Annotated in this window: 18 protein-coding genes; 10 read left to right on the forward strand and 8 right to left on the reverse strand. The window is 63.3% G+C overall.

The annotated features are described in order from the left end of the window. Positions 1–10: 10 nt before the first annotated feature. A complete protein-coding gene (locus O3675_RS02880; protein ID WP_371570845.1) occupies positions 11–3,880 on the reverse strand; it encodes a PD-(D/E)XK nuclease family protein in 3,870 nt (1,289 codons plus the stop codon). A gap of 171 nt (positions 3,881–4,051) precedes the next feature. On the opposite strand from O3675_RS02880, the gene O3675_RS02885 reads away from it, so the two are divergent. The 6 genes from O3675_RS02885 (at position 4,052) to O3675_RS02910 (ending at position 11,620) form a co-directional block, all read left to right on the forward strand. Continuing rightward, positions 4,052–4,747 (forward strand): 3'-5' exonuclease, encoded by a 696-nt coding sequence (locus O3675_RS02885; protein WP_070737546.1) that lies wholly within the window; start codon positions 4,052–4,054, stop codon positions 4,745–4,747. 150 nt (positions 4,748–4,897) lie between these two features. Further along, complete coding sequence (locus tag O3675_RS02890) at positions 4,898–6,265, forward strand: threonine/serine exporter ThrE family protein (RefSeq protein WP_371570847.1); 1,368 nt, start codon at positions 4,898–4,900, stop codon at positions 6,263–6,265. A 209-nt stretch (positions 6,266–6,474) separates the two neighbouring features. Beyond that, positions 6,475–7,824 (forward strand): glutamate-1-semialdehyde 2,1-aminomutase, encoded by a 1,350-nt coding sequence (gene hemL, locus O3675_RS02895; protein WP_049327651.1) that lies wholly within the window; start codon positions 6,475–6,477, stop codon positions 7,822–7,824. A gap of 32 nt (positions 7,825–7,856) precedes the next feature. Next, positions 7,857–9,038, forward strand: coding sequence for a sugar dehydrogenase (locus O3675_RS02900; protein WP_371570850.1), 1,182 nt, complete (start codon positions 7,857–7,859; stop codon positions 9,036–9,038). Positions 9,039–9,183: 145 nt separating this feature from the next. Further along, positions 9,184–10,377 (forward strand): carboxylate transporter, encoded by a 1,194-nt coding sequence (locus O3675_RS02905; protein ID WP_371570853.1) that lies wholly within the window; start codon positions 9,184–9,186, stop codon positions 10,375–10,377. A gap of 58 nt (positions 10,378–10,435) precedes the next feature. Then, positions 10,436–11,620, forward strand: a complete 1,185-nt coding sequence (locus O3675_RS02910) for a transcriptional regulator (RefSeq protein WP_371570855.1) — start codon at positions 10,436–10,438, stop codon at positions 11,618–11,620. Between the two features lie 91 nt (positions 11,621–11,711). On the opposite strand, the gene hemB is transcribed toward O3675_RS02910, so the two are convergent. From hemB to hemE, 7 genes are all read right to left on the reverse strand, one after another. Further along, complete coding sequence (gene hemB, locus O3675_RS02915) at positions 11,712–12,713, reverse strand: porphobilinogen synthase (RefSeq protein ID WP_371570857.1); 1,002 nt, start codon at positions 12,711–12,713, stop codon at positions 11,712–11,714. A 68-nt stretch (positions 12,714–12,781) separates the two neighbouring features. After that, positions 12,782–13,702, reverse strand: coding sequence for a uroporphyrinogen-III synthase (locus O3675_RS02920; protein ID WP_371570860.1), 921 nt, complete (start codon positions 13,700–13,702; stop codon positions 12,782–12,784). Between the two features lie 5 nt (positions 13,703–13,707). Continuing rightward, positions 13,708–14,856, reverse strand: a complete 1,149-nt coding sequence (locus tag O3675_RS02925) for a hydroxymethylbilane synthase (RefSeq protein ID WP_371570862.1) — start codon at positions 14,854–14,856, stop codon at positions 13,708–13,710. A 175-nt stretch (positions 14,857–15,031) separates the two neighbouring features. After that, the gene (locus O3675_RS02930) at positions 15,032–16,471 is read right to left on the reverse strand and encodes a ferrochelatase (protein WP_371570864.1); all 1,440 of its coding nucleotides are present in this window, start codon (positions 16,469–16,471) and stop codon (positions 15,032–15,034) included. Beyond that, positions 16,468–17,289: a hydrogen peroxide-dependent heme synthase gene (hemQ, locus tag O3675_RS02935; RefSeq protein ID WP_303937259.1), complete on the reverse strand. Its 822-nt coding sequence runs from the start codon at positions 17,287–17,289 to the stop codon at positions 16,468–16,470. The genes O3675_RS02930 and hemQ overlap by 4 nt, the downstream gene beginning before the upstream one ends. 134 nt (positions 17,290–17,423) lie before the next feature. After that, positions 17,424–18,974 (reverse strand): protoporphyrinogen oxidase, encoded by a 1,551-nt coding sequence (gene hemG / locus O3675_RS02940; RefSeq protein ID WP_371570866.1) that lies wholly within the window; start codon positions 18,972–18,974, stop codon positions 17,424–17,426. A 138-nt stretch (positions 18,975–19,112) separates the two neighbouring features. Continuing rightward, positions 19,113–20,294 (reverse strand): uroporphyrinogen decarboxylase, encoded by a 1,182-nt coding sequence (gene hemE / locus O3675_RS02945; RefSeq protein ID WP_371570869.1) that lies wholly within the window; start codon positions 20,292–20,294, stop codon positions 19,113–19,115. A gap of 221 nt (positions 20,295–20,515) precedes the next feature. Here hemE and O3675_RS02950 point away from each other — a divergent pair, with 221 nt between their 5' ends. From O3675_RS02950 to O3675_RS02965, 4 genes are all read left to right on the forward strand, one after another. Further along, the gene (locus O3675_RS02950; RefSeq protein WP_371570871.1) at positions 20,516–21,778 is read left to right on the forward strand and encodes a glutamyl-tRNA reductase; all 1,263 of its coding nucleotides are present in this window, start codon (positions 20,516–20,518) and stop codon (positions 21,776–21,778) included. Positions 21,779–21,977: 199 nt separating this feature from the next. Next, entirely contained in the window at positions 21,978–22,205 is a 228-nt protein-coding gene (locus tag O3675_RS02955) for a DUF3107 domain-containing protein (protein ID WP_005505268.1), read from the forward strand. Between the two features lie 517 nt (positions 22,206–22,722). Beyond that, complete coding sequence (locus tag O3675_RS02960) at positions 22,723–24,453, forward strand: DEAD/DEAH box helicase (RefSeq protein ID WP_371570873.1); 1,731 nt, start codon at positions 22,723–22,725, stop codon at positions 24,451–24,453. A gap of 8 nt (positions 24,454–24,461) precedes the next feature. Further along, complete coding sequence (locus O3675_RS02965; protein ID WP_371570876.1) at positions 24,462–25,733, forward strand: site-specific DNA-methyltransferase; 1,272 nt, start codon at positions 24,462–24,464, stop codon at positions 25,731–25,733. Positions 25,734–25,758: the final 25 nt, after the last annotated feature.

Below are 25,758 nucleotides of genomic sequence, written 5' to 3' on the forward strand. Positions count from 1 at the left end.
TACGCGGCTACTAGGGCTGAGTCACCTGACGGCCGCGCGTACAAATCGGGCAGATCTCCGGCAGACGGCACCCATAGCCGCCCTCACGGTGACGAGCCTGTACCTGCGAGCCAGCAATCAGCTCCGCGGCGTGCTGCACCAGCTCAGCCGCCCACGAATCGTGCTCCGTCAGAGCGGGCTGAACCTGCAGGCGAGTCTTGCTCTCGTCATTCACGCCCGAGGCACCCAACTGCACAAGCGCCGCGCCTGCGGAATGACCCGTATAGCCGGTGTACTCCAGCTCCTGGGGGCGGGCATCCGGTAGCGGTTCACCCGCCTCCAAGGCGGCGGCTTCGGCGCGGTAACGCTCCTCCAGCTGCTCACCCGCGCCAGCCTCCACCGCAATCTGGTAGGCGGCAAGCTGCGGATGCGTCTCCATCTCCGACCCGGTCGGCTTAGACTTACCAGTTTTCAGGTCAACAATGGCGTAGCGGCGGGTACCGTCCTCCGCCGGGGCGGTACCCTCGAGGCGGTCCACACGACCGGTGAGCAGCGCATCCAGCTCGCCAACCTCACCGGCGGGGTCGAAGGGCACGGGCACACGCACCGCGAAGGAGCCTTCAACACCGAGGTTCTGCCAGCCGGCGTCACCCATGTGCTGACGGTAGTAGTAGCTCAGGCGCAGAATCATACGCTTGGCGCGCTCGTAGAGGGCGTAGGATTCCCAGGGCACGCGCTCGCGGTACTCTTCGTCGGTTTCGTCCTCCTTGCGGGCGGGCACGCCGAGGGAGCTAATGCGCTCGTCGAGGGCGGTTTGGAGCTCTTCGAGGGTGCCGGTCGGGTACTCCTCGGCGATGGCGTGCACGAGCGTTCCGAGCGAGCGGGACAGGTCGGTCTGGGCTTCCGCGCGGGCGGCGGAAACCAGCCAATCCAGCGGGGAGCTGTGGATGGTTTCCAGGCGCGAGGGCGAAAGCGTAATCGTGCGGCGGCCGGGGTTTTCTGCTGGGTTTTCGGCAGGCTCTTCACCGTGGTTTTCGTCCAGCTCAGCGTGGCCTGCCGGGCGGTGCGCAAAGAGCAGCTCCGTGCTAGAAAGCGGTAGCAGACCCCACCACTCGTCGGGTGCGGCGCCGGGTGTCTGCGCGTTCGCCAGGCGCGCCAGAGTGCGGGAGGCGGCATCGAGTCGGTACGCGGAAGCCTCCGGGGTGAGCGCCTCTTCCTCCGGTGCGTTGTGCATCGGCGCGCCGTCCTGCTGTGAGCCCTCCTGCTGAGCGTCTTCGGCACGCATCGCGTTCATCGATTCCTCAACGAGGGTGCGGCGAAGCTCCGCCACGAGGGAACGCAGGGTGGCGGGGCGGCGCACGCGGGTGATGGGCACGTCCGTGGAGTCGCCGACCGCGTCGGTGGGTAGCACGAAATCGAAGAATTCGCCGGGTGCCTGATCGTCGTTGCGCACGGCGGTGAGCACGAGGCGGGTGCTAGCTCGGGTGGCGGCGACGGCGAACATGCGTAGCTCATCGTGGCGGGTGTCGCGCACGCGTTCGGGGTAGCTGCGGATGCGGGCGGGCGGCACCGGCTGCTCGCTCTCGTCCGGCTGTTGTTCTGCCTGCTGTGCGCGCTGGCGGAGGCGCGCATCGCACAGGTCCGTAAGGTCGCCGGTGCTCAGCAGGGAGCCGCGCACGGTGGTGTTGGGCCAGGTGCCTTCCTGCAGACCGCATACATATACGGTACGCCAGGACTGACCTGCGGCGAGTGCGGGGGTGAGAATCTCGACCGCGTCTTGGCGTACGCCGCGGGCGGCGAGGGTGTCCATGGGTAGGTCCTGTGCGTCGATGAAGTCGAGGAACTGCTCGGCACCGGCGCCGCGCATCTGCTCGTCGAATCGGTCGGCGGCTTCGAAGAGGCCGATCATGGCGTCGAGGTTTCGGTGGGCTGCGTCGGCGTCGGGGCCTGCGCCGCGCGACTGGGCGACCCAGGTTTTTTCGAGGCCGCTGGCTTCCCAGAGCGCCCAGAGCACTTCGGTGCTGGTGGATTCGGGCCGGGCGAGTGCTTTACGTCCGGCGGAGAGCACGGCTGCGATGCGGTGCACGGCGCGTCCTACGCCCTCTTCGGGGAGGGTTTCGGGGTGTAGCAGGGCGCCGAGGAGCAGGTCGTCGCTGGGTCGGTGTCCACCGCTTTGCAGTTCGATGGATCGTAGCTGCTGGTGGAGTCGTCGCACGTCCATGCTGGATGCGCCACCGAGCCGGGAGGTGAGCAGGGTGATGGCGCTCTGCGCGCCACCGAGGGGGTTGGCGCGGCTTTCTTCGGCGATGACGTCGTCGAGGCTTCGGCGCATGAGCTCTTCAGCTTCGGTGGCTCTGAGGGTTTCGTAGCCGCCGCGCTCGGCCGCCTCCACGCCTTCTGCACCTTCTGCTGCGGGCATGTGCACGGCGGGGTTCAGTGCCTTCTCGCCGCGCTTGCGGGCGTAGACGAGCAGGCTGAGCGCGTCGAGGAAGGGGCGTACGGCGGGCTCATCGCGCACCGGCACGAGCGCCGCGGAGGTACGCGAGGGAATACCGTTCGAGGAGAGCACGCGGCGGATGCGCGCCACGTCCGCACTGCTACGCACGATGATGGCGGACTCGCGGTAGGGGTGGTTGCCGTAGATGCGTTCTTCGAGCAGCATTTGGGCGATGAGGTTCGCCTCATCCTGAGAGCTGGAGAGCGCATACTTATACACGCCGGCGGGTGCGGTGCGGTAGTGTGCGGGGTCGAGGATTTTGCCGTCGGCACCCAGATGCAGCAGCGGTTCGTCGGCGGCGCCCCAGGTGAGGGCTTCGTCGGCGGGGGTGGTGTTGATGCGTCCGAAGGTCGCGGGCGCGCCGTTCTTTACACCTCCCTGCGCACCATTCTTCGCCCCCTCCTGCTCAGCGGTGAGCGGCACGAACCGGGTGTAGCGCGGCAGGCGGCGGCGAATGTCCGCCACAAGCGGCATCATGAGTGCGGGCAGGCGGTACGAGGTGGTGAGCGTGCGGGTGCGCATGCTGGGGAAGCTTGCTTGCAGGGTGGTGACGAGGTCGGGGCGGGCGCCTCGGAAGCCCTGGACGACGGCTTCGTCGCTGTAGGTCATGACAACCTGGGGGCCTTCAGCGAAGAGGTCGGGGTGGGTTTCGGTCAGGTGCGCGGCGTCTGCGGGGGCAACTTCTGCGGCGATGAGGCGCAGCAGTCGGTAGATGGAGGGGCTGAGTTCCTGCACGTCGTCGATGAGGATCAGGTCGTAGCGGCGGCGTTCTTCGGCGAGGAATTCGGGGGCGCGCAGTAGCAGCCGGCAGGCGTCGTTGATGAGTACTGCCGGGTCGTAGGCGTTTTTGGCGCGGAGGGCTCGCACGGCACGGTATTCGGTGTGCAGTTGGGCGAGGGCGTGCCAGGCGGGCTGGTTGTGTTCGGTGGCGAGGGCGTGTACGTCTTCGGCGGTGAGGTCGTATTCTGCCATGCGGTCGAAGAAGTCGCGGATTTCGTGGCGGAAGCCGCGGGTTGCGAGGGCGTCGCGGAGTACGTCGGGCCAGGCGGGTCCGGGCGCGATGCCTTGGGCGTGGTTGGCGAGTAGTTCGCCAATGATGACGTCTTGTTCGGGGCCGGAGAGGAGTTTAAGGTTGCCTTCTACGCCGCTGAGTAGCCCGCGGGTTTGGGCTCGTTTGAGCAGGTCGAAGGCGTATGCGGCCCAGGCTCGGGTGGGTGCTACGGAGAGGCTGCGGTCGCTGGATGCGGCGATGGTGTCTCGCATGCGGGTCGCGGCGGTGCGGGTGGGTGCGAGGATGAGCAGGCGGGCGGGGTCGTTCCCGTCGGCGAGGTAGCGTAGGGCGCGTTCGGTGAGGTGGTGGGTTTTACCGGTTCCGGGGATGCCGGTGAGAAGTTGGGTTGTCATGGTTTCAGTCTATCGGCTGTAGCGCGGTTGTACCTTGTCGGCGGTCATTTGGGCTCGTCAGCTACTTATGTGCCGCCTCGGTGACTTAATATGCCGCCCCGCCAAGGGCTTATCCACAGCCGCGTGACCACCGGGCGCGCGCCTCCTTCTCCGCTGGGTTAGTCTTATAGCATGACCTGGATGAACGGCCTGCGCGCCACTTTTGACCTTGAAACCACCGGTGTGGACGTCACCACCGCCCGCATCGTGACTGCTTCCCTGATCCTGCTGGACCCTCAGGGTAATGTGGTGCGCCGTGGCGAGTGGCTGGCTGACCCCGGCGTTGAGATTCCCGCCGGTGCCGCCGCCGTGCACGGTATTACGACTGAGTACGCGCGTGAGCATGGCCGTCCCGCTCGCGAGGTCGTGTGGGAGCTTGCCGGCGCGATTGGTGCGCTCAATATTGATGGTGTGCCGATTATTGCGTTCAATGCCGCCTACGATTTTTCGGTGCTGCACCACGAGATGCTGCGCCACAATATTGCCAACGGTGAGCTGCCGCCGGGTGTGGTGCTCGACCCGTACGTTCTGCATAAGCACGTGATTCCCCGTAAGCGCGGCAAGCGCACCCTTGAGGTTCTTGCCGCCGAGTACGGTGTCTCCCTGGAGAACGCCCACACCTCCGCTGATGATGCCCTGGCGGCGGAGCGTCTGCTGGTGAAGCTGACCGAGCAGTTCCCGCAAGTTCTCAACGTGGATGCGCGCCAGCTGCACGAGCAGCAGATTCAGTGGGCGGCGGAGCAGGCGGCGAGCTTCCAGGCGTGGTTGCGAACTCAGCCGGGTAAGGAATCTGAGGTCATTGACGGCCGCTGGCCGGTGCGCCGATAAAACTGCACCGCTAAACTCGCCCCAGCCTCCCAACATATCTCTCCTTTACTGACGGGCTGACACTATCCCGGCAGGGGCTTCTCCCCTATGCTAGAAGGTAACCGCACCTACACGAATAGCACGTGAATAGCACGACCCGGAAGGCCTCTCATGGATGATCAGCCCCGCACTACCGAGCCGTACCCTGACACTAATACGCGCAGTATCTATCTGGGGTCTACCCGTCTGGCGCATGAGCACCTGGTGGCGCAGTCTCAGGTGGTGCTCCGCCTGGGCCGCATCCTGATGAAGTCGGGTGCGAGCGCGTACCGTATTAAGGCGTCGATGGCGCGTTTGGCAAAGGCTGTGGGGTTGAAGGAGCATCACGCGCAGGTGACCTTCACCGAGATTTCGACCTCTTCGTACACGGAGGGTAATTTCCGTACCGAGGTCGCTGAGCAGCGCACGATGGGCATTAACGCTCATAAGCTGGATCAGTTGGGTAAGTTCATTTCTGAGCTTCCTGAAAAGATCACCCCTGCGGAGGCGAATGCTGAGCTTGACCTTATTGATTCGGCGAAGCCTCTGTACACCCGCTGGATGTTGGCGCTGGCGTCGGCGGTGGCGTGTGCCGGGTTCGCGTTCTTGAACCGTGGCGGTCTGGTGGAGTGCACGGTGGTGTTCTTCGCGGCGGGTGCCGGCCAGTTTTTGCGTTCGACCCTGCTCAAGCGCGGGGTGAGCCATTTGGCAACGTGGATGGCGTGCGGCTTCCTGGCGGCGGGCCTGTACATTGCGATTGTTAATGTGCTGGTCGCGGTGGGTTGGATTAGCCCGAACCATATGATTGGTTTCATTTCGTCGGTACTGTTCTTGGTGCCCGGTTTCCCCATGGTGACGGGCATGCTCGATATTTCCCGCATGGACTTTTTGGCGGGTATTTCGCGTCTAACCTATGTGGGTTTGTTGTTGCTGAGTGCGTCGTTTGCGGTGTGGGTTTTGGGTTCGCTCTTCCATCTACCGTTGGCGGCTCCTGCTCCTCTTAACCTGGATCCGACCCTGTATTTGCTTCTGCAGGTGCTTTCCTCGGGTGTTGCGGCGGCTGGCTTCGCGATGCTTTTTGCCGCATCCCCGGTGGCGTGCGTGTGGGGTGGCGTGATTGCTGCGGTGGCGAACCCCGTCCGTATTCATATGGTGGAGGCGGGCATGCCCGCGCATATGGCAGCGACGATTGCCGTGTTTGGTGTGGGTATTTTGGCTGAGATTGTGGCTCCGCTGCATCAGCGTAAGTACACGCGTATTTCCCTGTCGGTTCCGGCGGTGGTGACGATGGTTCCGGGTGTTCCGTTCTACCGTTCGATGTCGCATTTTGCTAGCGGTGACATGTACTCGGCGGCGACCGGTTTCGTTCAGTCCCTGCTGATTTTCATGGCGTTGGGTATGGGCCTGGCGTTTGTGCGTCTGCTCTTTGATAAGAACTGGCTGTTCGATCAGGACACTCAGGTGCTCAACCGTCTGGACACTGACCGGCACCTGCGTTAGCGCGTTGCGCATCCCCTCTGTTCCCTAACTTGTTTGTTGTGTTTTATCGTCACCTTTCGGTACGTTCAGATGCTTGTCACCTGCGGTTCATCTGTAGCGCCTATGATGGTTAGGTACGGGATGCTAATAGCGTGCGGGCTCCGTTGCCCGTTGCACGTCGTCCCTTGTAATTCTTTAGTTCGCCGTCTCGTTTGAAAGGCACCGATACGATGACTTCCTCTTCTACTCACCCGCTGCATCATGAAACCAGTGAGAAGCTTTTTGAGCGTTCTCGCGCGGTGATTCCCGGTGGTGTGAATTCCCCGGTGCGCGCCTTCAATTCTGTGGGCGGCACTCCCGCGTTTGCGGCGAAGGCTAAGGGCGCGTACCTGTACGATGCGGACGGCAACGAGTACGTTGACCTGGTCTGCTCGTGGGGTCCGTCGATTCTGGGTCACGCGCATCCGCAGGTGGTTGAGGCTGTTCAGCAGGCGGCTGAGCGCGGCCTGTCCTTCGGTGCGGCGAGCGCGCCGGAGGCTGAGCTGGCTGAGCTGGTGGTCAACCGTATTAACGCGGCGATTCCTGGCGCTATTGATCAGGTGCGTATGGTGTCGACCGGTACTGAGGCGACCATGACTGCGATTCGTCTGGCGCGTGGTGTGACTGGTCGCGACAAGATTATTAAGTTCGCGGGCTGCTACCACGGTCACGTGGATGCGCTGCTCTCTGAGGCTGGTTCGGGTGTGGCTACCCTGGCACTGCCGGGTTCTGCTGGCGTGACTGCCGCAACCGCCGCGGAGACCATCGTTCTGCCCTATAACGACCTGGACGCTGTACGTGAGGCGTTCGCGAACCATGAGGGTCAGATTGCCGCGATTATTACTGAGGCGGCGCCCTGCAACATGGGCGTGGTGACCCCCGAGCCCGGTTTCAACCGTGGCCTGCACGAGATTGCTCACGCGAACGGTGCGCTCGTCATTTTTGATGAGGTGCTGACCGGTTTCCGTGTGTCTTCGGCTGGTTACTGGGGTTACGCGGCTCCCGAGGATGGCGGCTGGGTTCCCGATATTTTCACGTTCGGCAAGGTCATTGGTGGCGGTATGCCCATCGCTGCCCTGGCCGGTAAGCGTGAGGTCATGGAGCACCTGGCACCGGTCGGCCCGGTCTACCAGGCGGGCACCCTCTCCGGTAACCCGCTGTCCGTCGCGGCGGGTATTACGACCCTGACCCTGGCTGATGCCGCCGTCTACGCGCATCTGGATTCGCGCAGCGCCCAGCTGCAGCAGGCTCTGACCGAGGCGTTCAACGCCGCGGGTGTGGACCACTCCATCCAGAGCGCCGGTAACCTCTTCTCGGTCGCGTTCGGCACCTCTCAGGAGGGCGTGCACAACTACGCCGACATCAAGGCCTCGGCAACCAGCCGCTACAACGCGTTCTTCCACTCCATGCTCGAATCCGGCGTGTACCTGCCGCCGAGCGCATTCGAGGCGTGGTTCGTTTCTGCCGCACACGACGATGAGGCGATGGACCGTATCATCTCGGCTCTTCCGGCTGCCGCAGCTGCTGCCGCATCCGCTTAGGGGTTCGAGAGACGTAAGGAGGTGAGCCGCTCATGGATCTGAGCGCTCTGGGACTGCCTATGGAGCAGCTACGCGACGTGTGGCTAATCGCCTTCATGGTGTACCTGGGCTTGTGCCTGCTGGTGGATATCGCCTACCCGGTTCCCATCAAGAAGGAGAAGGCAGCCGAACTGTACCTTGAGGTGTCCGGCTCGCCCGTTGATGAGGCGCGCCGCGCCACCGCGGAACGCACCGCGATGGGTGCGCCGCTGAGCTCCTCCCGCAAGGGTAGCGCCACGAAGAAGGCGAAGAAGAAGCTGGATTCTATTGAAGGCGCCGGTGTGATAAGCGGCTGGTTCCACGTAGTCATGTACCTGTGGGGCTGGATTGTGGCGGTCTCCATCTTCACCCTGTACTGGGATATTGTGTACGACGGTATCCTGTTGCCGGCGCTGATTCTGCCGTTCTTCATGGTGTACCTGGGGGCGCTTCTTGGCCGCGTCCATTGGCGTGTCGCACGCGGTTACGGCGAGAAGGACCGTGCACTGGGTATGCCGCGTATCTACTCGGCGACGCTGGGTAAGTTGAGCGCTCCGTTCCGTGTGCGCGGCACCGTGCCGGGTGTGGAGCCGATTCGTGACGACCGCACCGTCTACTGGGTGCTCAACGGTATTGCGTTCCTGCTTGCTTTGGTTTTCTTGACCTCGCTTGCGGGCTGGAGCATCGGTGAGGATTGGGAAGCGATTTATATTGGTAACGCGTCTTGGTTCTTGGCGGCGGCGTATATTCCGCTGATTATCATGCTGCTGATGTACAACCGCGATTATGTGCTGTACAACCCTGATTCGTTCCAGGCTGGGCGTCTGTTCCTTCCGGCGAAGTCCCGCCCCTACTCTGATGTTCGCGCGTTCCGTGTGTACCCGAAGAACCCGGACGCTATCAAGCTGAACCCGAAGGACGCGAGCCAGTGGACGCTGGAGATTCTACTCCCCGGCGGCCGCAAGCATGACTATTCGCTGAATGATCACCAGATTGATTGTTTGGTGGCGCAGATTGCGTTCAATATTGAGCAGGGACGCTGGGCGCAGCTGGATTCGCCGGCGGACCGTGAAATGTTGGCGAAGTACTTCGTGGACGGCCGCGTCATCTGCACGACCATGGGGTACAAGCCTGCCGGTAAGCATGCGGAGGAGGCGGCACGCCGCGCGTCCTTCCAGAAGGCGCAGTACAAGTAAACCTGCAGCCTATATACCACGAGAAGCCACATGTGTTTCGAGAAGCCACGTTTTATGTTGCTTTTCGAAACACATGTGGCTTCTGAGCATCACAGACACACCATCACCGATACCCCGTAGAGAGACACCGTTAGAGAGGACAATCATGGACCTTGCAGCCCTGGGTCTGCCCCTGGAGCAGGTGCGCAACGTATGGCTGGTGGCGTTCTTCATCTACCTGGCATGCTGCCTGCTGGTGGAGGTCGCCTACCCGACGCTCATTGGCGCCTCGCGAGCGCGCGAAGTCTACACCTCGGTGATGGGTTCCCCCGTCGAGGATGTGAAGGAGGCAATTACAGAGCTCGCGGATGCTGGCACTCACCTCACGCCCGAGCAGGAAGAAGCAGCATTCCGCAGGGCTGACGCCCAGCTGGAAAGCATCAAGGGCTCGAACATCATTATGGATTTCGGGCATATCCTCGTGTACGGCTGGGCGTGTGTCATCGTCTATTCGACGTTCGTTCTGTACTGGGATATTGCGTACGACGGGATCCTAATTCCGGGGCTGCTTCTGCCGTTCCTCATGGTGTATTGGGCGGCGCGCTGGGGTCGCCGCGGCTGGCGCGTCGCACGTGGTTTCAGCCCCAATGAACGTCACCTGGGCATGCCCACTATTTACACCAGGACGCTGGGTCGGCTCAGTGCCCCGTTCCGTGGCACGGTCGCCATGCCCAGTAGTGAGCCCATTCAAGTTGATTGGAAGGGGCAGGGAATCTTCCTCTTTGTGGCTCTTCCTGTCGGTGGTTTCTTCCTGCTCTGCTACCTTCATTCGCTCGCGAACATCGAGCTGCTCGAGTATGTACCCACCTACATCGGTAAGACCTCAATAGCGTTTCTTGTTGTCTACGCGCTAGCCATTCCGTACCTGTGGTGTACGGTGCGTTCGTACTACCAGTTCACGCCGACCGTGGTGAAGCGTGGGCGGTTTTTCCGTTCGCCTAAGGTCTACCAGTACTCCGATATTGAGCGGTTCAAGGTTTACCCGTGGTACACGGGCGATCCCGAGGATATAGACCCTGATCAGCAGATGCCCAGTGATTGGCGTCTTGCCGTCACCTTCTCCAATGGTTCCCAACAGACTTATGGGTTCGGGGATTACCGCATCGATTGTTTGGTGGCGCATATTGCGTTCAAGCTGGAGCAGGAACGCTGGGCAGATGTGGATTCCCCGGCGGACCGTGAGAAACTGCCCCTGTATTTTGTGGAGGGGCGCGCTATATGCCTGACGCTGGGCTACAAGCCGGCGAATGAGCTGACGAAGAAGGCGGCGCGTATCGCATCCTTCCGTGCAGTGGATTAGCGGCTGGCGCGAGGCCACAGCCACACACCATCACCGACACCCGTAGAGAGGACAACTCATGGAGCTAAGCGCTTTGGGGATACCCCTAGAGCCAGTACGCTACATATGGCTCATCGCCTTCTTGCTGTACCTGGTGGTGTGCGTAGCAATCGATATCGCCTACTCCTCAACCATGAGCAAGGAAGAAGCGAGGCGGCTGCACGTTTTCTACAAAGGCTCCCCCGTAGACAAGGCGATGAGGTACGCCGAACGCCGCTCCCTGGACGGCGACCCGCTCCCCAAACATAAGCTGCGTTCCAACCTCACGCGCGCCCGGAAAGAACTCGACAGTATTTCTGGAGTATCTAAGCTTGAGGCGTGGATGCACGCCGTCATGTACCTGTGGGCTTGCGTTGTCGCGCGGTCCGTCTTTCTGCTGTACAAGGACATTGCCCGTGACGGCATCCTACTACCGGCACTAGTGTTGCCGTTCTACATGGTCTACCTGGGTGAGTGCTGGAGCCGCTTCATTTGGCGTAGTTCCCGCTACTTCAACCTCGATAACCACACCGCGGGTATGCCCCGCGTCCTGGGCGAAATGCTGAACCGTATTGACGCGTTCTTTGCTCCGCAGGATGTACATCCCCAAGCCAAACCGGTGCGTTCGACGCCTAGACTCCACATGGGGCTCTGCGTGACCGTGGTGGTGGCGCTGGTGCTGGCAATCGTCGTCTTCCTCTACTCGCTGGTCGGTGTAGAGATTCTGTACACCCCGCCAATGCCCATTGGTGGAGCTTCCATAACGCTGGCAATTGTTACCACCGTAACTGTAGTAACTCGGTGGGTTTATATGAGGCGGTACCTGCTGTTCAACCCCGATTCGTTCTACGTCGGGCGGCTTTTCCTCCCCGCGAAGAAGTACAGTTACCCCGATATTGAGGAGTTCTGCGTCTTCCCGAAGAACCCCGAACAAATCAAGCCGACCTTCTACGAGCCCTCGCAATGGCAGATAGAAATCAAGGTGCCGTCCAAGATTCCGCCGAACCTTGCCAAGCGCATGCCGTGGCTGCGCAGGCACATTGTGGCGGTGCACGATGAGCGGGTCGTCTGCCTGACCTCCCAGGTTGCGTTCTACCTGGAGCAGGAACGCTGGGCGGACCTGCGCTCCCCCGCCGACCGTGAGAAACTCGGGGAATACTTCACCAACGGCAACGTTGTGTGCACCTCCCTCGGGTACAAACCCGTCAGCGAAGAACAACCATAAACGGCGAAAAGCCACATGTGTTTCGAGAAGCCACCAAAGACGTGGCTTTTCGAAACACATGTGGCTTCTCAGCGTTCAAAGAGGGAGGGGGTTAGGCGTCCAGCTCGCGGAGCCAGCCTGCCGCCTCCGTACCGTAATAGGTCAGGATGACGTCCGCACCGGCGCGGTGAATCGAACGCAGCGCCTCCAACACCACAGCCTTACGGTCAATCCAGCCGTTCGCCGCAGCAGCCTCAATCATCGCGTACTCACCCGACACCTGATACGCCGCCACCGGCACCGGCGAAAACTCCGCCACCTCACGCACAATATCCAGGTAGCTACCGGCAGGCTTCACCATCACCATATCCGCGCCCTCCTCCAGGTCAGCGCGCACCTCCAGCAGCGACTCGCGGCGGTTCGCCGGGTCCTGCTGATACGTCTTACGGTCGCCCTTGAAGGTCGACTCTACCGCGTCACGGAACGGGCCGAAGAACGCCGAAGCGTACTTTGCCGAATACGCCAGAATCGACACATCCTCAAAGCCGGCCTCGTCCAGGGCGGCACGCATCGCCGCGATCTGGCCGTCCATCATGCCCGACGGGGACACCGTGTGCGCACCCGCACGCGCCTGCGAAACCGCCATCTTGCAGTACAGCTCCACGGTCTCGTCATTATCCACCACGAGCGTGCCATAGCCGTCATCAACCAGCACGCCGCAGTGACCGTGGCTCGTGAACTCGTCCAGGCAGGTATCAGCCATGACCACCAGGTCATCGCCGAACTCCTCGCGGCACACCGCAATGGCACGGTTCAGGATGCCCTGCGGATCCCACGCGGTCGAACCAATCTCGTCCTTATCCTCATCGCGGGGAATGCCGAACAGGTCAATGCAGCGGATGCCCGCCTCGTACGCCTCACGCACGGCGGGGATGATGCTCTCCAGGGTGTGCTGGTACTGGCCGGGCATGGAGCGAATCGGCTGCTTCTCGTCAATGCCGTCGCGCACGAAGAACACCTGAATCAACTGCGAGGGGCGCAGGGTGGTCTCGGCGACGAGGGAGCGCATGGCTGCGGTGGTGCGCAGGCGGCGGGGACGGCGGGTGAGGTTCATGATCTCTCCTGAAAACTTCGATAGAAATATGTGGTCTTAGCTGTGGGGAACCTGCATGAGGGATGCGCCTAAATGAGGGATGCAGCGGCGCGCGCCAAATCCTGCGGTGACGGCGAATCAGCCTGCACGTAGCGCAGGTTCAGGGCGCGGCATGCGGAGGCGGTACTCGCCCCAATCGCCACCACCGGCGGCACGGATTCAGGCGGTAGCGCGGGGGTGCCGTCCAGCAGGGCGTACAGGCGGGAGGGGGCGGTCACCACCAGCACATCCGGCGCGGAGGTTTCCGGGGCGGTGATTTCCGGGTCGGCGGCATCTACGGCATTCCCCTGTACGAGCGCGCGGGCGGTACTGAGGCTCAGCTCGCCGGGTGCTACCTGTTCGGCGGGCACCATGTCGTAGAGCACGCAGCGGCGGCTATCCCAGCCCAGGTTTTTGAGGCCTTCGCGCAGGGTCGGGCGGGCGTTGGAACCCTCCAGAACCAGCACGGCGGCGGGCTCGGTTGCAGGCTTTTTAAACTCCGCGAGCATACCGGCGGCGCTCTGCACCTGCGGCTGAAAATCTGTGCCCAGCCCCAGCTGGGTGTGCACGGCGCGGGCGGTTGCCGCACCCACGCAGGCGATGCGCACTCCCCCGCTCGCGCAGGCGCGGGCAAACTCCGTACCCCACAGCTCGGCGCAGGCGCGAACCGTGTTGGCGCTCGTGAAGCTCACCCACGCATAGTGACCGGAGGCGAGCGCCTCCAGCGCGGCGGCGTGGTCTGCGCCCGGTTTGACGGTGCGTGCCTGCTGTAGCGGGGCGAAGAGTACCCGGGGCTCCCCCAACCCATTCTGTGCACATTCTTCGGCGAGGGCTCGTGCAAAGGCGGCGCCCTGGGCAGCGGAGCGGGTCAGCAGAACCGTGCGCGGGACATCAGCCTGCGGGACATCAGCCTGCGGGGCATCAACCTGCCGGGATTCAGAACGCGGGGTATCAGAAGGCGGGGCAGACATGGCGCCTACTTCAGGTCCAATCCGGCCAGGGCGGCGGCACCCATCTGCAGCAGGTCTTCTGCCACGCGCACGCCCAGGCGTTCGGCGCCGGGCACATCCAGTTCGGCGGTTGCCGAGGTGTGGCGCAGCATGTCGGTGCCGTCCGGGGACGCCACCACAACGTTAAGCACCAGGTCGCCTTCAACCACGTGCGCGTACGCGCCGATGGGCGCGGCGCATCCGGCTTCGAGGCGGCGCAGCAGGGCACGTTCGGCGCTGACGGCGAGGCGGGTTTCGTGGTGGTTTGCGGCGAGCAGGGCACGGCCGAGGGCACGCACCGGGCGCGCTACCTCGGGGTCGGCGAGCACGGCGGGGTCCGGGTTCTCGAATTCGCTTTCGCGCACTTCCAGGGCGAGCGCACCCTGGCCGGGGGCGGGCAGCATGCGGGTGGGGTCAAGGTACTCGGTGATGAGTTCTTCCTTGCCCAGGCGCTTGAGTCCGGAGACGGCGAGCACCACGGCGTCGCAGTCGCCGCTGCGTTCGGTGCCTACACCGTGGTCGGCTCGTTCGGAGGTTTCAGCGTTCTGGCGGAGTACGACCTGCTTGCCGGCGTGCTCTTCCAGGCCTTTCACGCGGCCAATGCGGGTGCCCACGTTACCGCGAATGTCCACGATTTCCAGGTCGGGGCGCAGGGCGCGCAGCTGGGCGGCGCGGCGCGGTGAGCCGGTGCCCACGCGGGAGCCTTCCGGCAGGGTGTCGACGGTCAGGCCGTCGCGTGCCACGAGGGCGTCGCGGGGGTCTTCACGCTTGAGGGTTGCGGCGACCACCAGGCCGGGGCAGGGTGCGGAGGGCAGGTCCTTGAGGGAGTGTACTGCCATGTCCACGCGGTTTTCTTCGGAGGCGTTCTCGCCGTCGAGCAGGCGCTGGCGCAGGGCGGCGGCGAATACGCCGGTACCGCCGAGGGTTGCCAGAGGGCCGGTGAGCACGTCACCTTCGGTTTTGACGGTGCGCAGGGTGAAGTCCACGACCTCGGGCTTTTCAGTGCCGTGCTGTGCGGTGCCGTGGTGTGCCTGGTGTTCGGTGTAGAGGGCGGTGACGGTTTCAGCAGCGATACGGCTTTGGGTCAGGGCGAGGGCAGACCCGCGGGTGCCCAAGATGTACTCGTGATGGCTCATATCTCTCCTTGTCGGTGATGTGTGTGATAGCCCGTAGGTGCGTGTGTCTGTGCGTTGAGCTGCGCCTGCAACTGTGTGCACTGCAGCTGTGTGTGGGCTTGTAGGCACGTGCGCTCCGACCCGCCCCGCTCACCCCGGTTAGGGGTGTTGGGGCGAGCCGGAGCTACAGGTGGTGTTAGTGGGAGCAGCATCCGCCGGAGCCGCATCCACCGGAGCGGCTGGCGGGAGATTCCTCAGGCTCGGCGGTATCAGCACCGGCTGCGTATTCGGCGATGACCGGCTTCGGCGCGCCACGACCCGGCTTGCAGCAGCCGGGTTCGCACTCGTCGAACCAGCCGTACTGACCGCTCGCACTCGGGGCGAGGACGCTCTCACGGTCGGGGCGCAGGTCGGCTGAAACGCCGTTCTCCACGCGCTCCTCAATGAGGCGGCGCAGCGACTCCACGTACGCCGGATGCGTGCCGGGGGTGGGGGTTCGCACGGCAACCACGCCCAGGCGTTCGCAGGTATCCAGCGCCTCGGTGTCCAGATCCCACTTGACTTCCATGTGGTCGGAGACGAAGCCGAGGGGTACCAGCACGACGCCTTCCACGGGGGCTTCGCCGTCCTCCGCCGGGTTGGCGGGGGTGGGTAGCGTCTCCAGGGCGTCGTTGACGTCCGGTTCCAGCCACGGCATGGACGGCGGGCCGGAACGGGACTGATACACCAGCTCCCATTCGACGTTCTGCAGAAGCTGCGGGGCCTCATCACGAACCAGGGAAAGCACGGCGCGGGCGACCTGCAGGTGCTTCTCCACGTAGGCGGAGCCGCCCTCGTAGTTCACGCCGCGCGGGCCTGCCTCGTTCGCCGCGGAGGTCGGCACCGAGTGGGTGCAGAACATGATGCGCAGGCGCGGGTTCAGCGAACCGCTATCGCGTGCGGCGAGCTGCTCACGCACCGTGGCGAGGCCGTCCTTCAGCCCGTCAGCGAAAGCGCGGGAGAAGCCGGGCACGTCAAAGAACTGACGAATCTTACCCACGTGCACGCGACCTTCCAGGCCGAGCTGCTCGATCGCCATACCGTAGTCTTCACGGTACTGGCGGCAACTCGAGTAGCCGGGGTAGGCACTGGTCGCCAGCACGAGCACGTTGCGGTGGCCGTTCTCGTAGGCTTCGGCAAGTACGTCCTTCACGTAGGGCTTCCAGTTGCGGTTCGCCCAGGTGATCGGGATGTGCGGGCCGCGTTCGGCGAGCGCCTGCTGCAGTGCGGCGAGCAGGGCACGGTTCTGCTCGTTAATCGGCGAGACGCCGCCGTTGGCGCGGTAGTGGGTGGCGACCTCTTCGAGGCGCTCATCCGGGATGCCGCGGCCAGCGGTCACGTTGCGCAGGAACGGGATGACGTCCTCCTGCCCCTCGGGGCCACCGAAGGAGGAGAGGATCACCAGGTCGTAGGGGCGCGCCTCTTCGGCGCGTTCACGGGTGATGCTGCGTTCGCTTCGGTAGTCACCGAGGGTCTGCTCGTTGAGCGCGGCGGGGCCGTTGGAGGCGGTGTTCGCCGGGTCGGTGCGGTTGGGTACCACGTCGTCCGGCAGGAGCGTTCCGTTGAGGGTTACGCCGTTGTGCGGCTGATGGCTCACGCCAGAACCTCTGCTACTTCGTCTGCGCCGATGCGGCGGCCGGTGTAGAAGGGGGTTTCCTCACGTACGTGCAGGCGTGCTTCGGTGTTGCGGAAGTGGCGCATCATGTCGACGAGGTCAACGAGCTGGGGTGCTTCGAGGGCGAGGACCCACTCGTAGTCGTTCATGCCGAAGGTTGCGACGGTGTTTGCCAGAATCTGCGGGAAGTCGATTGCCTTCATACCGTGGTTCTTGAGCATTTCTGCGCGGCGTTCGGGGTTCATGTAGTACCAGTCGTAGGAGCGTACGAAGGGGTAGACGCAGACCCACGCTTCGGGTGCCTTGCCGCGTGCGTAGGCGGGTGCGTGGTTGCGGGTGAATTCTGCTTCGCGGTGTACGCCCATGGTGGACCAGACGATGGTGGTGCCTGCGAAGAGTGCGGTGCGGCGGATCTTGCGGACTGCTGCCTGCAGCTTTTCGGGGGTTGCGCCGTGGGTCCAGATCATGACGTCTGCGTTGTCGCGCATTGCGGAGACGTCGTAGATGCCGCGCAGGGTCACGCCCTCGGCTGCCAGTGCTTCAACGACCTGCTCGAATTCGGCGCGTGCCTCGTCGGTGTTGGACTCTGCGGGGCGTGCGCCGGAGCGTGCGAACACAGTGTACAGGGCGTAGTGCAGGGTTTCGCCCTCTTCGCGGCCGCGGCGGTTCTCGTCAGCTGCGGAGTGCTGGACTGCGTAGCCCTTGGGTGCACCGCCGTAGCCGTGGCCTGCGTGGGTGTAGCCGCCCTGACCTGCGCCGTGTGCGCCGCCGTGGCCGTGTGCTGCGTGATCGTGAGACATTGTGTGTTCCTTTCTTCAGCGAGGGTTCGCTGTGCTGGAGGCGCGGCTTCCGTAGCTGCGCGTTTTCTCAATTTTTTGGTCTAGTTACTGGCTGATCTGAGTTATTGGCTGAGCTTCTGCCGCCGCTACGCCGTCTACTTGGCGGTTGCGGCCTTGGGTGCGGTGACGCCCTCCCAGTCCTGTGCCGCGTGGTAGATGAGGCGGTCGATCTGCTCGTAGGTGTCTTTGACGGTTAAGACCAGGCCGGAGCCTGCCGCCCAGGAGCCGACGGTGCTGAGGGTTCCGAGTTCGCTGGCGCGTTCGCGGAATTCTTTGACTCGGTCGCGGTGGCCGGGGGTGGAGGCGGGCAGTACACCGCGCCAGCGTACGACGTCCGCGTCAACGAGGTTGCTGTGGGTGAGGGCTACATCCATCATGCGGCTTGCGTCGCGCAGGGCGAGGGTGATGAGCTGCTCGTCGGCGAGTGCCACTTCGGAGAAGCGGGAGTCTTCGCCGCCTCGGCCGTAGGACAGGCGTACCACGTGACGTCCGGGGCCTGCGGCCTCGGCGACCCACTGCCATTTGGCGGTGGCGTGGGTGAGTGCCTTGGCGCGTACGGCGGTGGCTTCTTCGGAGACGAGCAGGCCGGTGCCGCGGGGGTGCTTGTCCAGGGCGGGGGCATCGACGACGAGCGTGACGAGGGCGACTTCGGGGCCGGGTTCCAGGGCGGGTAGGGCGGTGGAGACGTGCGGGCCGATGAGTCGTGCCACGGTCGGGCCGTCGGTGGCGAGCACCAGGTAGTCGGCATAGAGGGGGGTGTTTTCGCCGTCGGTGGTGTGGCGCTGGATGATGAACCACTGGCCGGTGGATTCGTCGCGGTCAACGGCGATGACGTCGAATCCGGTGACGATGCGAACACCGGAGGCGTACAGGTCTTCGACGAGACGTTCGGACAGCTGGTTCATGCCGCCCACAATACCGGCGACCTGTGAGCCTGCGGGGGCTGCCGAGCGGAAAGCGTGCGCTGCGGCGGCGAGGGAGCGGTGCTTGCGGAAGGCTTCGCGCAGACCGGGGATGGTCGCATCGACGTCGAGCTTGTCGGGGTGGGTGGAGTACACGCCGGAGACTACGGGTGCGACGAGGTTGTCGAGCACTTTCTGGCCCATGCGGATGCGCACGAGCTCACCGAGGGTCTTCGCGTTCTCGCCTGCGGAGACGGGCAGGAACTTGTCCACCTGGGCGCGGCGCAGACCGTTCTTACCAATGACGGGGATTAGCGACTTATCGTTCACATTGCCGGGGATGCCCATGATGCCGGTGCTGGGGGTGCGACGGGCGCCCTGCGGCAGGTACAGCCAGGAGCCGTAGGAGTTGGGGGTGACGATCTGGTCGCCCAGGCCGAGTTCCTTGACGAGGTCGCTGACAATGGGGCTGCGGGTTGCGAAGGATTCTGCGCCGGAGTCCAGTACCAGTCCGCCAACTTCATGGGCACCAACGGCACCGCCAAGGTGGTGACGCTGTTCGAGCAGGGTGACGCGCATACCGGCTGCGGCGAGGCGGCGTGCGGAGATTAGGCCAGAGGGGCCGCCGCCGATGACAATGGCGGTGGGTGCCTTCTCGTTGCGGGTGAAAGCTCGTGCGTTCTGGGGCGCGGCGGAGGAACTGACCTGTGCGGTGCGGTGCGGTGCCTGGTTGGTGTGGCCCATGGTGGTTCTCCTTTGGTCTGCGTGCAGTGGAGTTGCCCATTGCGGTAACGGGTGTGGTGGTTGGTTCGGGGTGCAGATGTTCGGTGCAGATGCCGGAGGGTTTCCGGCATCTGCGCCGTCTATTTATCGTTATTTATCCTATGCCTGCGCGGTGCGTTCGTGGATATATGCCACGAGGTCGGTGAGCACCTGCGGGTCGGTGGTCGGGGGTACGCCGTGGCCGAGGTTGACCACGTGCGAGGGGGCGGCGCTGCCTTCTGCGAGCACTTCGTCTACGTGTGCGTAGAGGTTTTCGCGACCTGCGGCGAGCAGTGCCGGGTCGATGTTGCCTTGCAGGGGTACGGCGCCGTTGAGCAGGGTGTTCGCTGCGGACAGCGGCAGGCGGTAGTCCACGCCGATGACGTCTGCGCCGGCTTCGTGCATGGCGGGCAGCAGGGCGGTGGTGCCGGTGCCGAAGTGGATGCGCGGCACGCCGTATTCGCGCACCATATCGAGGGCGGTTGCGGAGTGTGCCTGCACGTAGCGGCGGTAGTCGCCTTCGCCGAGGGAACCAGCCCAGGAGTCGAAGAGCTGCACGGCGGATGCGCCTGCCTCGATCTGTGCGCGCAGGAACTGGCCTGCGGTGCGGGCTGCCCAGGCGGCGAGTTCGTGCCAGGCGGCGGGGTCGGCGTGCATCATGGTGCGCGGGCGCAGGTGGTCGCGGGAGGGTCCGCCCTCGACCATGTAGGCGGCGACGGTGAAGGGTGCGCCGGCGAAGCCGATGAGCGGGGTGTCGCCGAGCATTTCTACGGTGGCGGCGACGGCTTCGCGGATGGGGTCGAGGTCGCTGTCTTTGAGTTCAGGCAGGGCGCGCACCTCGTCGAGGGTGCGTACGGGCTGGTCGAGGACCGGGCCCTTACCGGGCACGATGTCGACGTTGACGCCCGCGAGCTTCATGGGGATGACGATGTCGGAGAAGAAGATGCCGGCATCGACCTTGTGGCGGCGGACGGGCTGCACGGTGATTTCTGCGGCGAGGTCGGGGGTGAGGCATGCGTCAAGCATGGGGATGCCTTCGCGTACCTGGCGGTATTCGGGTAGGGAGCGGCCTGCCTGGCGCATGAACCAGACGGGTCGGTGGCTGGAGGGGCGGCCGGTGAGGGCGCGGAGCATGGGCGAGTCGGCGGTGGTGCCTGCGCGCAGGGGGTGGTTGGCGGGTAGGTGTGCGAGCTGTTCGTCGGTGAGCAGGGGTCGCTGGGCGTCAGTGGGGTGTGCGGGCAGGGAGAGTGCCTGTGCGGTGCCCTGTGCCGACGCGGGGGTAGTGTGCTGGTTTTCGCTCATAGTCTCTAGTGTGACAGGTTTATGTGGGCGTTTTTGCGACACTATGTCATGGTGACTCTTACCTAATGATGGCTTTCTTAGCGGTGAGGGAAACCTTAGTTCGTGCCTGCTCTTCGTGCCCGCTCCCCCACCGTGCAGATTTTCTTGCCCCCTACGATGATGGAACTTAGGTTCTGTGAGCTTTACAGGGGCTTAGTCGGCGTGGTTATGATTAATCTCTAGTGAGTACTTATGCATTTGTGGCATCGCACCACACCGTTGATCTGACCACCGTCGCTGCGTTGAGCGCCGGTGCCTCCGGCGTACCCGATGTTCTGGCGGGCGATATGGCACGCCAGCTGGGCGTGAAGGGTGCAGTCGTTCTTGCCACCTGTAACCGTCTTGAAATGTATGTTCAGCTACACGTATCCGCGCATGTGCACATGGTTCGTGAGCTGATTGTTGATTCGATTGCGCGCACCTCCGGCTTGGATCAAGAACTGGTCAATTCCAGCTTCGATGTGTACGCCGATGATGAGGCGGCACGCCACCTGCTGACGGTCGCCTCCGGCCTGGAGTCTGCCGTGGTTGGCGAGCGCGAAATCGCCGGTCAGGTACGCCGCGCCCTGGCTGCCGCGCAGGCGAAGGCTCAGGAGGAGGGCGTGACTCTTCCCGGTGAGCTGGTGCAGCTGTTTGAGCATGCGGCGCATACGGCTCGTCAGGTAGGTCAGCACACGGCGCTTGGCGCCCAGGGTCGCTCGATTGTGTCTGTTGCCCTGGATCTTGCGGATGAGGTTGCCGAGAAGGACTGGTCGACCCGCCGCGCCCTGATTTTTGGTACCGGCGCCTACGCGGGTGCAACCATTGCGGCTCTGCGTGAGCGCGGTTGCACCGATATTTGGGTCAATTCCCGTTCGGGTCGTGCCGCCGAGTTCGCCGCGAAGCGCGAGGTTTCTGCGGTGCCGGTGGACGGCATGGAGCAGGCCATGGCTTCTGCCGACGTCATTATTGGCTGCTCCGGCGGATCCGACCCGCTGCTTCCCGAGCAGATTCCGGCTGGTCACCACACGATTCTTGACCTTGCTCTTTCACGTGACTTTGACCCCTCGGTCGCTGACCTGCCGAATGTTGAGCTGATTACGCTCGAGTCGGTGCGCCTTGCCGCCCCCGAGGAGACCGAGGAATCCGTGGCGACGGCTACGCGCATTGTGGAGTCTGAGCTGGCGGCGTTTGTGTCTCGTCAGCGTTCCCGCACGATTGACTCCGCGATTGTTGCGCTGCGCTCGCACACTATGGATGTGCTGGATTCTGAGCTGGAGAAGGTACGTAACCAGTTTGGTTGCGGTGCGGCGACGGAGCAGTTCGAGCTGGCGATGCGCCGCATGGTGAAGTCCCTGCTGCACACCCCGACAGTGCGCGCCAAGAAGCTGGCGTCGGAGGGCCGCGCAGAGGATTACGTGCAGGCGCTGGAGACCCTCTACGGCATTCAGGTGGAGGAGTCTTAGGAGTCTCCCCCTCCCCTCTTCCCGGCGTTTTTCACGCGCATTTTCACGCATCCGGCGGCGAGTATTTTATTAGCCCCCGGCGAAGTACCGCCCGTTCACGGTGCCGATGGGCGTATTCACGCTAGAGTAGATGCTAGATAAGACAGTTCCAATACCCGGCGCACGTTTGGTTGCACCGGACTATTCTGCGAGGAGACTCATGGAAATCAAGATTGGCATTCGCCACATTGCTCGTGAAATCGTTGTTGAGACCAGTGAGGCTAAGGAAATCCTCATGGAGAAGGTCTCGAAGGCTATTGAGGACGGCTCGCTGCTGCAGATTATGGATGATAAGGGCAACACCACCCTGATTTCTGGCGCTCAGATTGGCTACGTTGAGCTGGGTTCTGACGCTAAGCGTCACGTTGGTTTCGGTATCGGCGCCTAATTAGTTCGGTAGCTGTTTACCCTTTAGCTTGAGCTTTCCCCGCATCCGTCACGATGCGTAACCGCGCTTTATGCGCCGTGTGCGTGCGCTTTATGCGCCACGTGGTTACGCCGTGCCGAATGCGGGGGTTTGCATTTTAAACCGCCCGCACAAAAACCTCGCGGTACCCGGTTTTGAGGCGGTATATCGCCCATCACGGGCGCACACCACAACCGGTCGGGGGTGCGCCGAAAGCAAATCCAGGTTAATATTGAGGGGTTAAGTGAATGACCGGTCGTACCCCTTTCAAGACCCCGAGGCTGCACCGCTTTCTCATCATGAATGAACCATGAGTATTAATCATGCGTGCAGGCGGCGTCTCGGTAAGAATTTCCCGTGTAAGAATTTCCCGTGTAAGAATTTCCCGCGGCCGGCTTTCGACGCCCGCCCGTCACCGCCTCCACCATTGAGGCGCTGGCTGGTACACCCCGTTTCGGGGAGAAACACACCCCGAGCAGGGGTAGAAAGATACGGTCCAGTGACTGAAACGAACACGCAGGAAACCACTCAGACTGCAAAGTCCTTCGCCGACTTCGGCGTTCGCCAGGATATTAGCGACGCCCTCGCGGCGGTTGGCATTACCTCCCCCTTCCCCATCCAGGAGCTGACTCTTCCCGTGGCTCTGTCTGGCCAGGACATCATTGGTCAGGCAAAGACCGGTACCGGTAAGACCCTCGGCTTCGGTCTGCCCACCATTCAGCGTGTGGTCGGCCGCGACGATGAGGGTTGGGCTGATTTGGAGTACCCCGGTGCACCTCAGGCACTGATTCTGGTTCCGACCCGTGAGCTTGCTATTCAGGTGGGTGAGGACCTGGCGATTGCCGCGAAGCTGCGCAACGCCCGCGTCGCCACCCTGTACGGTGGTGTGCCGATTGAGCCTCAGGCTGAGCTGCTGCGCCGCGGCCTGGAGGTTGCGGTGGGCACCCCCGGCCGCATTATCGACCTGTACCAGCAGGGCTTCCTGAACCTGAAGCAGGTTAAGATTGTGGTCCTCGATGAGGCAGACGAGATGCTGGATTTGGGTTTCCAGCCGTCGGTTGAGAAGATCCTCAGCTACCTGCCGGAGGACCGCCAGAGCATGCTGTTCTCCGCAACCATGCCCGGCCCGGTCATTGCAATGGCACGCCAGTACATGACCAAGCCCATGCGCATTAGCGCCGCTGACCCCGAGGACGCCTCGAAGACTAAGGCGTCGATCCGCCAGGTCGTCTACCGTGCGCACCACCTGGACAAGGACGAGATGATTGGCCGCATTCTGCGCGCTACCGGCCGCGGCCGCACCGTCATCTTCACCAAGACCAAGCGTGACGCTGCCCGCGTGGCGGAGGAGCTGGTGAACCGTGGCTTCGCTGCCGCTCCCCTGCACGGTGACCTGAACCAGGTTGCGCGTGAGCAGGCGCTGAAGGCGTTCCGCACCGGCAAGGTCGACATTCTGGTTGCGACCGACGTGGCGGCTCGCGGTATTGACGTTGAAGACGTGACCCACGTGATTAACCACCGCGTTCCCGAGGATGAGAAGACTTACCTGCACCGTACCGGCCGTACCGGTCGTGCCGGCAATGAGGGTACCGCTGTGACCCTGGTTGACTGGGATGACCTGCCGCGCTGGAAGGTCATTAACGACGCCCTGGAGTTGGGTGTTCCTGAGCCGGTTGAGACGTACTCTTCCTCTGAGCATCTGTTCCATGACCTGAACATTCCGGCTGGCACTAAGGGCCGCCTGCCGCGCGAGGAGCGTGTGGCTGAGGGTATGGGCGACGAGTTCTTTGAGAGCGCCCGCGACTCGCGTGATGGCCGTTCGGCTCGTTCTCGCGGTGGCCGCGATGGTGGCCGTTCTGGCGGTCGTGACGGTGAGAAGGGTTCGCGCCGTTCTCGCGGCGGTCGTGACGGTGGCCGCGAGGGTCGTTCTGGTGAGGGCCGCGGCGAGCGCCGTAGCCGTTCCGAGGGCCGCAAGCGCGCTGAGCGTTCTTCTGAGCGTGCGGAGCGTAACGAGCAGGGCGCATCCGAGCGTGCCGAACGTTCTTCGGAGCGTTCTGAGCGTGCGCCTCGTCAGCGTCGCCGTACCCGCCGTGTTGAGGGCCAGCCCGTGGAGAGTGAGGGCCGCCGCCGTACCCGCCGCCGTTCTGAAGGCTCGCGTGCTGAGGGTTCTCGTTCTGAGGGTTCTCGCGGTAAGGGCCGTGGCGCTGACCGTGCTGGTTCTGAAGGCTAGGGCCGGGGTTGGGTATTTCAGCATCCCCGGCGCCCGCCGCGCCCTCCCCTGCTGCTGAGGCGAACCGCACGGATTCGACGGTTTTCGATCCGCAGGGCCCGTCGCTGCTGGTGCAGGCAGATAACCTGGAGTATCTGCGTGAGCTACCCGATGGTGCGTTCACCGTGATATATATTGACCCGCCGTTCAATACGGGCAAGAAGCAGACGCGCCGCACGTTGAGCGCGGAGGCTTCTGAGAAGGGTGACCGCACCGGTTTTAAGGGCAAGAGCTATTCGAGCACCCTGCAGACTCTGGCGAGCTATAACGACTCGTTCGAGGATTATTGGGCGTTCCTAGCGCCGCGTATTGAGCAGGCGCATCGTCTGCTTGCGCAGGACGGCACCCTGTACCTGCACCTGGATTGGCGTGAGGTTCATTATGTGAAGATTATGTGCGACATGATTTTTGGTCGTGAGAACTTCATTAATGAGCTGATTTGGGCTTACGACTACGGTGCGAAGTCTACGCGCCGCTGGCCGACGAAGCACGACAATATTTTGGTGTACGCGAAGGATCACCGCAGCTATTACTTCAATACTGCGGAGGTTGATCGTGAACCGTATATGGCTCCCGGTTTGGTGACTGAGGAGAAGGCTTCTCGCGGTAAGCTCCCTACGGATGTGTGGTGGCATACTATTGTGTCGCCGACGGGTAAGGAGAAGACGGGGTATCCCACGCAGAAGCCTACGGGTTTGTTGCGTCGTATGATTGCGGCGAGTTCCCGCCCGGGTGATTGGGTGTTGGATTTCTTCGCTGGTTCTGGTTCTACGGGTGCGGCGGCGGCTCAGCTGGGTCGTAAGTTCGTGTGTGTGGATCAGAATCCGCCGGCTATTGAGGTGATGGCTAAGCGTCTGGGTGTGGATCCGGTGTCGTTCGCTGAGTATCGCGGTGTGCCGCGTGGGGCGAGTGTGTTGTTCACGCCGAAGCGTACGGTGGGTGTTCGTGGCGGTACGAGTCGTGATGCGTTGACGGCGGCGAGCCGTCATGCGCTGAAGGCTGTGTTGGATACGCTCACGGAGACTACGCAGCCGGTTGAGGGTGCGTCGTGCCGGTTTGTGCGTCACCGGTCGATGGATGCGGTGGATAAGAAGATGCGTATTGATGGCCGTGATGAGTTGCGTCGTCAGCGTCAGCATCAGGCGCGGGCTAAGGCTCGTGCGGCGCGGGCGGCTGCTCAGATGGATGCGGCGGCTGCGGGTGCGGTGTTGCAGCATCATGCGTCGCGTGAGAGCGTCTAGGCTGTCTTTTCTGCGCGTTCGTGAG

Origin of the sequence: Rothia sp. 27098_8_27, from assembly GCF_041432805.1 — a bacterium.
In the GTDB taxonomy this organism is placed as follows: domain Bacteria; phylum Actinomycetota; class Actinomycetes; order Actinomycetales; family Micrococcaceae; genus Rothia; species Rothia mucilaginosa.

Bases quoted from the DNA above. Each gene is read 5' to 3' on its own strand.
- O3675_RS02905 (WP_371570853.1), top strand. From the start codon at position 9,184: ATGGACCTTGCAGCCCTGGGTCTGCCCCTGGAGCAGGTGCGCAACGTA.
- hemB (WP_371570857.1), bottom strand. From the start codon at position 12,713: ATGAACCTCACCCGCCGTCCCCGCCGCCTGCGCACCACCGCAGCCATG.
- O3675_RS02925 (WP_371570862.1), bottom strand. From the start codon at position 14,856: ATGAGCCATCACGAGTACATCTTGGGCACCCGCGGGTCTGCCCTCGCC.
- O3675_RS02890 (WP_371570847.1), top strand. From the start codon at position 4,898: ATGGATGATCAGCCCCGCACTACCGAGCCGTACCCTGACACTAATACG.
- O3675_RS02900 (WP_371570850.1), top strand. From the start codon at position 7,857: ATGGATCTGAGCGCTCTGGGACTGCCTATGGAGCAGCTACGCGACGTG.
- hemG (WP_371570866.1), bottom strand. From the start codon at position 18,974: ATGGGCCACACCAACCAGGCACCGCACCGCACCGCACAGGTCAGTTCC.
- O3675_RS02955 (WP_005505268.1), top strand. From the start codon at position 21,978: ATGGAAATCAAGATTGGCATTCGCCACATTGCTCGTGAAATCGTTGTT.
- hemE (WP_371570869.1), bottom strand. From the start codon at position 20,294: ATGAGCGAAAACCAGCACACTACCCCCGCGTCGGCACAGGGCACCGCA.
- O3675_RS02885 (WP_070737546.1), top strand. From the start codon at position 4,052: ATGACCTGGATGAACGGCCTGCGCGCCACTTTTGACCTTGAAACCACC.
- O3675_RS02920 (WP_371570860.1), bottom strand. From the start codon at position 13,702: ATGTCTGCCCCGCCTTCTGATACCCCGCGTTCTGAATCCCGGCAGGTT.
- hemQ (WP_303937259.1), bottom strand. From the start codon at position 17,289: ATGTCTCACGATCACGCAGCACACGGCCACGGCGGCGCACACGGCGCA.
- hemL (WP_049327651.1), top strand. From the start codon at position 6,475: ATGACTTCCTCTTCTACTCACCCGCTGCATCATGAAACCAGTGAGAAG.
- O3675_RS02910 (WP_371570855.1), top strand. From the start codon at position 10,436: ATGGAGCTAAGCGCTTTGGGGATACCCCTAGAGCCAGTACGCTACATA.
- O3675_RS02880 (WP_371570845.1), bottom strand. From the start codon at position 3,880: ATGACAACCCAACTTCTCACCGGCATCCCCGGAACCGGTAAAACCCAC.